Below are 7,979 nucleotides of genomic sequence, written 5' to 3' on the forward strand. Positions count from 1 at the left end.
AAACACGGCGATGGCGACGTATCCCCAGATAAGGTTCAGCGGCAGACCGAACCACTGTTTGTTATTAACGGACATGTTAACCTCGATTTCAGGATGCAGAGGAGCGGCTCCGCTGCACAACAGCGGAGCATTATTGTTATTAAATTAAAGAGGTATGTTATTCGCGGATTAGCCGACCGGCCTGTTGTAGCGCTTTGTAGGCCTCATACCTGCGTTGATGAAGCGAGCTAAACGCCGTTTCGCTACGATAGGTTTTATCCACTCTGGTGAACCGCTTCATGGCGTCCGGTAGCGAGGCGGCGACGTTGCCCGCGACGGCGCCGAGGATGGCGGAACCCAGCAATACTGGTTCGCTGCTGGCGGTGCTGACCACGGTTACGCCACAGGCATCGGCCAATAGCTGGCGTACCAGCGGGTGCTGCCCCGCGCCGCCGCTGATAACGATATTTTCGCTCTCAATACCACAGGCGCGTTGGGCATCGAGGATCTGCCGCAGGCCGTAGCCAATCCCGCATAATCCGGCGACATACAGCGCGGTCAGGTTATCAAGATCCCGCTCCATCCCCAGCCCGGCAATCAGCGCTTTCGCGTGGGGGTCGGCAAGCGGCGCGCGGTTGCCGAGAAACTCCGGCACGACGTGCAGTCCATCTGCCAGCTTCACCGCCTCCGACGGCGAGGCAACTTGCGCCAGCACGCGATCCGCCAGCCAGACCGGCAGTGGAACGGCGGCGGCTTTGGCCTGTTCGCGCGCTTCGGCCGCCGCCGGATGGAAGCTCAGTAACTGGTCGATAGCCGCGCCGGCGGCGCTTTGTCCACCTTCGTTCAGCCAGTAACCCGGCACCATCGCCGAATAGTAAGGCCCCCAGACCCCTGGAACGAACACCGCCTTCTCGGTGGTGGTCATGGTGCAGGAGGAGGTGCCGAAGACGTAGGCCATATTATTCACCGCGCCGTTGAGTACGCCAACGGTGCCAATGCCGCCGGCATGTGCGTCGATCATCCCGACCGCCACCGGCGTACCGACAGGCAGACCCATCTCTTCAGCCGCCGCCGCGGTTAACCCATCACCACAGGGCGTTCCCGGATCGACAATACTCTGGCCGATACGGGCGAAGTCTTCTTCCGCCAGCTCTGCGAGGCCAATCTGGCGGAAGTAGTCGGCATCCCAGCGTTTTTCATGGGCCAGATAGGTCCATTTACAGGTGACGGTACAGACGGAGCGGGCCAGATCGCCGGTCGCGCGCCAGGTGAGGTAGTCGGCTAGGTCGAAGAAGTGACGCGCACGGGCATAAGTCTGCGGGCGATTTTCTTTCAGCCATAGCAGCTTCGGCGTTTCCATCTCCGGAGAGATAGTCCCGCCGACGTATTGCAGCACCGGATGGCGGGTGGCATTGATGCGTTCCGCCTGTTCGGTGGCTCGGTGATCCATCCAGACGATGATATTGCGGTCCGCCTCTTCGCTGGGGCCGACGGCCAGCGGCGCGTCATTCTCCCCGATTACCACCAGCGAGCAGGTGGCGTCGAAGCCGATACCGGCTACCGAGTGCGGAGAGACGGCGGCCTTTACGACCGCGCGTTTAATGCAGTCGCAAACCGCCTGCCAGATTTCGCGGCTGGATTGTTCCACCACGCTGCCGGCGCTACGGAAGAGGGTGATCTCCCGGGTGGCGTGGGCCAGCAGTTCGCCGCTGAGGTTAAATACCCCGGCGCGCACGCTGCCGGAGCCGACATCGACGCCGATGAGGGTTTGAGTCTCGCCATTCATAAAATCGTCCTTTTAGTCACCGATACCGGGGGTTATAAATCAACGCTGTTAGGCAGAATAACCAGGTCGCGCACGGTGACGTTTTTCGAACGGGTGACCATAAACAGCACCGATTCGGCAACTTCGATAGGCTGCATCAGGCTGCCGTTGGCCAGCGCTTCTTCCATTTTCTCTTTCGGCCAGTCATCGAGCAGGGCAGTGACCACCGGGCCAGGCAGTACCGCGCCGACGCGGACGCCGTGCTGGGAAACCTGGCGGCGGGTAGTATGAACAAATGCCTGTACGGCGAATTTTGAGGCGGTATAGATAGGTTCCCAGATAACCGGCACCACGCCGGCGATGGAGCTGGTGAAAATAATATCGCCGGATTTTTGCGCAATCATATGCGGCAGCACGCTACGCACGCAGCGGAAGGCGGCGTTAGTATTGAGGTGCAGCACGCGATCCCAGACGTCCGGGTCGCCCTCAGCGACCGGGCCGCCGATGTAAGCGCCGGCGTTGGCGTGGAAGATATCGAGACGTCCGGCAAGTTGCAGGATGCCGTCAATGATCTTATCCACCTGATCGCCCTGCATCAGATCGACCTGTAAAGCAAAAGCGTTTTCGCCAAGCTCTGCCACAATCTTGTTGAGCTTTTCGCCTTCACGGTCGATCAGAACCACCTTCGCGCCCGCGCCAAGCAGGGTTTTCGCGCATTCAAGACCAATGCCGGAAGCGGCGCCGGTGACCGCGGCGACTTTGCCGCTAAGAGAAGTATTCATAGAGGATACAGAGTGGTTCATTTTATAATCCTTCATGTTGTCTGTTTTGCTCATCAAGCGGGACTCGACGAGCTTGAAGAGCGGTTACCTGCTACAACAATCTGGCCTGTCAGAGCAGGAGTAACTAAGTTAAGCTATTGAATATCAGCACCATTTACTTCAATTTGCTGATGTCTGAACGATTGTTGAGTGTATACGCTAGCGAGCGTCATGGTTGCTCAATCGATGAAGCTAATGTTGCGCCAGCTTCATCGATTGAGCAAGTGGGGAAATTAACAGCGAAATGAATTTGTGACGCAAGTTGGGAAAATGAAAAAAATCACTATCTACGATCTGGCGGAATTATCCGGCGTTTCGGCAAGCGCGGTGAGCGCGATCCTCAATGGCAACTGGAAAAAACGCCGTATCAGCGCCAAACTTGCGGAAAAAGTGACGCGGATTGCGCAAGAACAGGGCTACGCGATTAATCGCCAGGCCAGCATGTTGCGCAGTAAAAAATCGCATGTCATCGGGATGATTGTCCCCAAATACGACAACCGCTATTTTGGTTCCGTGGCGGAAGGCTTTGAAGAGATGGCGCGTGAGCGCGGCCTGCTGCCGATTATTACCTGTACTCGCCGTCGACCGGAGCTGGAAATCGAAGCGGTGAAAGCGATGCTCTCCTGGCAGGTGGACTGGGTGGTGGCGACCGGGGCGACTAATCCGGATAAAATTACCGAGCTATGTCAGCAGGCGGGGGTGCCGACGGTCAACCTTGACCTGCCGGGTTCCACCGCACCGTCGGTGATCTCCGATAACTACGCGGGCGCCCGCGCGTTGACCGATAAAATTCTTGATAACAGCCTCAATCGCCACGGCAAACTGGCGCCGCTGTTTTTTGTCGGCGGGCGCAGCAGCGACCACAACACCCTGGAGCGTTTGCGCGGATTTCGCGATGCCCATGCGGCGCGGGGCATGAGCGTGCCGGATGAAAATATTCTTTCTCCGGGCTATTCAAAAGGCAAAGTAGAAGCCTGCATGCAGGCGCGTTTCAAAAGCGCTGATGAACATCTTCAGGGGTTCTTCGTTAACTCGACCATCTCGCTGGAAGGGGTGGTGCGATGGCTGGCCCAGCTAGGGCTGACCGGCGCCGAACAGCCACCAATGGGCTGTTTTGACTGGGATCCGTTTGTTTATCTATTGGGTCACGACATTGACATGGTGCAGCAGAACGTACCGGCGATGCTGGAAGCGGTATTCAATATCATCGACGCTGGCGAGGCCAGCCAGCAGCGGGTAGAGATCCCGCCGCTGCTGATTAGCAGCCGCGAGCATCTGGCGTGAAAACCGCTGGCGCTAGCGCGTCAGCAGCCAGCGGGCGGTATGTTCATCGGTCACCAGGCCGTTAATCCAGCCGCCTTTTAACGCCGCGAGGATCGCCGGGCGCTTGTTCTCGCCACAGGCGACGGCTATGCGCGGGCACTGATTTTGGCGGATATCGTAGCTGGTGATCAGGCGATTAATTTCGCTGTCGACGACGCCGCCGTCGGCATCGATAAAGCGGCCGAGGATCTCGCCGATGCCGCCGCGCGCCGTCAGTTCATCCAGTTGGGCCTTATTAATAAATCCGTCTTTGAAGATCGGGCTTTGGGTCCCCAATGGGCCGATACCGACGAAAATAACGTCCGCCTGCTGTGCGGCGGCAGATACGTTGCTGAACAGGCGGCTGCCGCACCACATCTCATGTTCCTGACGGGTTTGCGCATAGCGCGGCGCGGGCCACTGGTAGTAGTTGGCCTGAATTTTCCGCGCCAGCAGCAACGGCACGTCGTCGTAGTAGTTGCATTTCCCTTCATCGTTCATTGCGCTAATCAGCGCCACGCAGCGGCTGTTGGGGCTATCGAAATCAATGCGCTGGATGGTTTTTTTCAGCGTTAATCCAGAACCAATGCCGATTATTTTGGCGTTATCGCTCTGCAGGTAGCGGGCCATCAGCTGATAACAACCGAAGGAAACGCTATCCAGCGTGCTCTCCTCGTTGTAGGTCGGCACGATATTGCACTCGATGAGTTGATACTTTTCCTGCAACAACTGCGCATAATCGAGGCAGTTCGCCACCGGATGATGTAAACCAATCGACACAATGCCTTCTTCCTTCGCCGCGGCGATCAGGCGCTGGACCACCGGCCTTGAGGTGCCGAGGTGGCTGGCGATTTCGCTCTGATTCTGACCGGCAATGTAGTACATCCATGCGGCGCGGACCTTCTGATCCAGCCTGATGTCGTCTTCTTTACTCACGTTATCCTGCCTTAAATACGCGGGCGCAGTAGCGCAGATACCCGTATTTTGGCTGCGGTTTTCCAAACAGGCAAGCTTTTGCTCTGAATTGGTCTTTTGTAATTTTATTGGGTAATTATTCTTTTGTGATCTGTAGCTCTTATTTGATTCAAATGATCATCTACAGTGAGCCGCATCACCTCAAGGAGAGCAGAACATGAATACGCAATTCACATGGCTTCACATTGGTCTCGGGTCTTTTCATCGCGCCCATCAGGCGTGGTATCTGCATCGACTGCGGGTTTCCGGCGATTCGCGCTGGCATATCGCGGCGGGAAATATTCGTAATGACGCCGAGCATGTGGTGCAGGCGCTGGCGGAGCAGGAAGGGCGCTATGTCCTCGAGACGGTGAGCCCGGAAGGGGAGCGAGAATACGAAGAGATCGCCTCAATTCAAAAATTACTGCCGTGGCAGGCGGGGCTGCAGCCGCTGATTGATGAAGGCGCGAACCCGCAGACCAAAGTCATTGCTTTCACGGTGACGGAAGGGGGCTATTACCTCAATACGCAACATCGCCTGGAAACCAGCAACGCCGATCTGCAGGCCGATTTGCAGGGGGATTGCAAAACCATTTATGGCACCATCACCCGGATCCTTGAAAAACGCATCGCCGACGATGCTGGTCCGCTGACGCTGCTTAACTGCGACAACGTGCGCCACAACGGCGAACGTTTCCATGATGGACTGGTGGAATTTCTGCAGCTGACCGGTAAACAGCAGGTTATTGACTGGCTGGCGGTGAACGCGACCTGTCCAAACACGATGGTCGATCGTATCACGCCGCGCCCGGCCGCCGATCTGGCGCCACGTATCAAAGCGCAAACCGGCATCGACGATAAAGCGCCGGTGATGGGCGAAACCTTTATTCAATGGGTTGTGGAAGATAATTTCCGCGCTGAGCGCCCGGCGCTTGAGACGGTGGGCGTGGAGATGGTGGCGTCGGTTATCCCCTATGAAGAGGCGAAGATTCGCATTCTTAACGCGTCACATAGCTGTATCGCCTGGGCGGGAACCCTGTTGGGCCAGCAATATATTCACGAGAGTACGCTTACCGATGCCATCTACGCCATCGCCGACCGTTACGTCAGTGAAGATGTGATTCCGTGTCTGGGCGATAACGGTATCGACCTGGCAACCTATCGCGACGTGGTACTCAAGCGTTTTACCAACCCCTATATCCAGGACACCAACCAGCGGGTGGCGGCAGACGGATTCTCAAAAATCCCGGCGATGATCGCCCCAACCCTGCAGGAGTGCTACCAGCGCGGCGTGCGCCCGCAGGCTACCGCTATGTTGCCAGCGCTGTTCTTTGTCTTTATGCAGCAGTGGCATAAAGGGGCTTTACCGTATCAGTACCAGGACGGAATTCTTGATGAGTCGGCGGTACACGCCATGTTTAATTCGCCTGACCCGATCGCCCGGTACGCCGGTGATAAAGCCCTGTTTGGCGAGCTGGCGGAATCGGCGGATTTCCACGCGCTGCTGCGTGAGCAAATCGCCGCCGTTTACGCGCTGACCCAGCAGGAGGCGCTATGTATTTAGGTATCGATCTCGGCACTTCGGAAGTTAAAGCGCTGGTGCTGGATGAAAATAATGCGGTCGTCGCCAGCCATAGCGCGCCGCTGACCATCCAACGGCCGCATCCGCAATGGTCTGAACAATCGCCGCAGGCGTGGTGGGAAGCGACGGAATATCTGATTGCCACTCTGCGCGAGAAGTGCGCGAGCCATTGGTCGGCGATTAAAGCCATCGGCCTTTCCGGACAGATGCACGGCGCCGTGCTACTGGATGCCAGCGGCGAAGTGATTCGCCCGGCGATTTTATGGAATGATACCCGCTGCGCGCAGGAGTGCGCCGAGCTTGAGGAGATGGCGCCGGAGCTGCATCAGGTGGCCGGTAATCTGGCGATGCCGGGATTTACCGCGCCGAAACTGCTGTGGGTGCGGCGTCACGAGCCGCAGCATTTTGCCCGTACCGCTTGCGTACTGCTGCCGAAGGATTTTCTGCGCTACAAGATGACCGGCAAAAAAGTCTCCGATATGTCGGATGCCGCCGGCACCCTGTGGCTGGATGTTGCGCGACGGGACTGGTCCGACGCGCTGCTGCAAAAGTGCGGCCTGACGCGACAACAAATGCCGGAACTGGTTGAAGGATGCGACGTTTCCGCCACGCTGGCGGCAGACATTGCCGAACGCTGGGGGCTTAATCCTTCGGTGCTGGTGGCGGGGGGCGGCGGCGATAATGCGGTCAGCGCGATTGGCGTTGGCGCGGTGTCGCCGGGAGACGCTTTTATCTCGCTGGGGACCTCCGGCGTGCTGTTTGTCGTCACCGACCGCTATCGTCCGGCGCCACAGTCGGCGGTGCATGCTTTCTGTCACGTACTGCCGAACCTGTGGCACCAGATGAGCGTGATGCTCAGCGCCGCCAGCTGTCTGCAGTGGTTCTGTCGTCTGACCGGCACCACCGAAGTGGCGCTACTGGAGGAGATAGCCCAGTTAAGCGAAGACGAAAAAGCCAATGCGCCATACTTCCTGCCTTATCTTTCCGGCGAGCGTACCCCGCATAACGATCCGCTGGCGCGCGGTATGTTCTGGGGAATGACCCATGCCAGCCAGCGCGCTCAACTGGGATATGCGGTGCTGGAGGGGGTGAGCTTCGGCATTGCTGACGGCCTGCGCGCGTTGCAGGAGAGCGGAACCCGTATCGACCAGTGTTCCCTGGTCGGCGGCGGCGCCCGCAGTCCATTCTGGGCGCAACTGCTGGCGGATATCCTGGCGATGCCGGTGGTAACGCATAAAGGCGGGGAAACCGGCGGCGCGCTGGGAGCGGCGCGGCTGGCCTGTCTGGCGGCGGGCAAGCCGTTGGCAAGCGTTTGTCATAAGCCGGAAATCTGGCAAACCTGGCAGGCGGATCCGCAGCGTCATCAGACGCTGATGCCGCGTTACGCCCATTTCCAGTCTCTTTACCTCAACGACCGACATTTTCGACAGCAATAAGACATCTGACGCTCCGGCGAAACTGCCGGAGTGATTCTCCTGCACCCTACAACAACGAGGTCACCATGTCCGTTAATCACAAACAGTGGATGGGTCTGCCGCTGAATCTTATCTGGGGATACGTCGCCATCGCCGTGTTC

General features: G+C 58.0%; 8 protein-coding genes. 4 read left to right on the forward strand and 4 right to left on the reverse strand.

Going from position 1 to position 7,979, the window contains the following annotated elements:
* From PGS10_RS24800 to PGS10_RS24810, 3 genes are all read right to left on the reverse strand, one after another.
* The coding region (locus tag PGS10_RS24800) for a hypothetical protein (protein ID WP_316423624.1) at positions 1 to 75 on the reverse strand (75 nt) is incomplete at its 3' end.
* A gap of 82 nt (positions 76 to 157) precedes the next feature.
* Positions 158 to 1,765 (reverse strand): FGGY-family carbohydrate kinase, encoded by a 1,608-nt coding sequence (locus PGS10_RS24805; protein ID WP_316423622.1) that lies wholly within the window; start codon positions 1,763 to 1,765, stop codon positions 158 to 160.
* 32 nt (positions 1,766 to 1,797) lie between these two features.
* A complete protein-coding gene (locus PGS10_RS24810; protein WP_045398225.1) occupies positions 1,798 to 2,547 on the reverse strand; it encodes an SDR family oxidoreductase in 750 nt (249 codons plus the stop codon).
* Between the two features lie 288 nt (positions 2,548 to 2,835).
* Here PGS10_RS24810 and PGS10_RS24815 point away from each other — a divergent pair, with 288 nt between their 5' ends.
* Entirely contained in the window at positions 2,836 to 3,849 is a 1,014-nt protein-coding gene (locus tag PGS10_RS24815; protein WP_045398223.1) for a LacI family DNA-binding transcriptional regulator, read from the forward strand.
* Positions 3,850 to 3,861: 12 nt separating this feature from the next.
* Here PGS10_RS24815 and PGS10_RS24820 read toward each other — a convergent pair whose 3' ends face one another.
* Positions 3,862 to 4,803 (reverse strand): sugar-binding transcriptional regulator, encoded by a 942-nt coding sequence (locus PGS10_RS24820; protein WP_045398229.1) that lies wholly within the window; start codon positions 4,801 to 4,803, stop codon positions 3,862 to 3,864.
* Between the two features lie 196 nt (positions 4,804 to 4,999).
* Here PGS10_RS24820 and dalD point away from each other — a divergent pair, with 196 nt between their 5' ends.
* From dalD to PGS10_RS24835, 3 genes are all read left to right on the forward strand, one after another.
* Positions 5,000 to 6,385, forward strand: coding sequence for a D-arabinitol 4-dehydrogenase (gene dalD, locus PGS10_RS24825; RefSeq protein ID WP_316423623.1), 1,386 nt, complete (start codon positions 5,000 to 5,002; stop codon positions 6,383 to 6,385).
* Positions 6,376 to 7,839, forward strand: coding sequence for a xylulokinase (xylB, locus tag PGS10_RS24830; RefSeq protein WP_315711211.1), 1,464 nt, complete (start codon positions 6,376 to 6,378; stop codon positions 7,837 to 7,839). The genes dalD and xylB overlap by 10 nt, the downstream gene beginning before the upstream one ends.
* Positions 7,840 to 7,904: 65 nt before the next feature.
* The coding region (locus tag PGS10_RS24835) for a hypothetical protein (protein WP_227505394.1) at positions 7,905 to 7,979 on the forward strand (75 nt) is incomplete at its 3' end.

Origin of the sequence: Klebsiella sp. 141153, from assembly GCF_032601995.1 — a bacterium.
Classification (GTDB): Bacteria; Pseudomonadota; Gammaproteobacteria; order Enterobacterales; family Enterobacteriaceae; genus Klebsiella; species Klebsiella aerogenes.

Bases quoted from the DNA above. Each gene is read 5' to 3' on its own strand.
- dalD (WP_316423623.1), top strand. From the start codon at position 5,000: ATGAATACGCAATTCACATGGCTTCACATTGGTCTCGGGTCTTTTCAT.
- PGS10_RS24815 (WP_045398223.1), top strand. From the start codon at position 2,836: ATGAAAAAAATCACTATCTACGATCTGGCGGAATTATCCGGCGTTTCG.
- PGS10_RS24810 (WP_045398225.1), bottom strand. From the start codon at position 2,547: ATGAACCACTCTGTATCCTCTATGAATACTTCTCTTAGCGGCAAAGTC.
- PGS10_RS24805 (WP_316423622.1), bottom strand. From the start codon at position 1,765: ATGAATGGCGAGACTCAAACCCTCATCGGCGTCGATGTCGGCTCCGGC.
- xylB (WP_315711211.1), top strand. From the start codon at position 6,376: ATGTATTTAGGTATCGATCTCGGCACTTCGGAAGTTAAAGCGCTGGTG.